This window comes from Staphylococcus simiae (assembly GCF_002902085.1).
Classification (GTDB): Bacteria; Bacillota; Bacilli; order Staphylococcales; family Staphylococcaceae; genus Staphylococcus; species Staphylococcus simiae.
The window spans coordinates 1-217 of sequence record NZ_PPQR01000127.1; the positions used below are offsets into that span (position 1 = coordinate 1).

Genomic DNA, 217 nt, shown 5'->3' on the forward strand with positions numbered 1-217 from the left:
CACCAGTTGACGACGTTACAAAACACGGACCAAAAACAGGTACACCAGAAACAAGAACAGAAGAAGTACCATTTGAAACAAAACGCGAATTCAATCCAGACTTAAAACCTGGTGAAGAGCGAGTGAAACAAGAAGGTCGTCCAGGTGAGAAAACAATCACAACACCAATTACAGTGAACCCAATCACAGGAGAAAAAATTGGTGAAGGACAACCAAC

General features: G+C 41.9%; 1 protein-coding gene. It reads left to right on the forward strand.

Annotation, left to right across the window (positions count from 1 at the left end; genetic code table 11):
• The coding region (locus tag CD113_RS11590) for a G5 domain-containing protein (protein ID WP_169922563.1) at positions 1-217 on the forward strand (217 nt) is incomplete at both ends.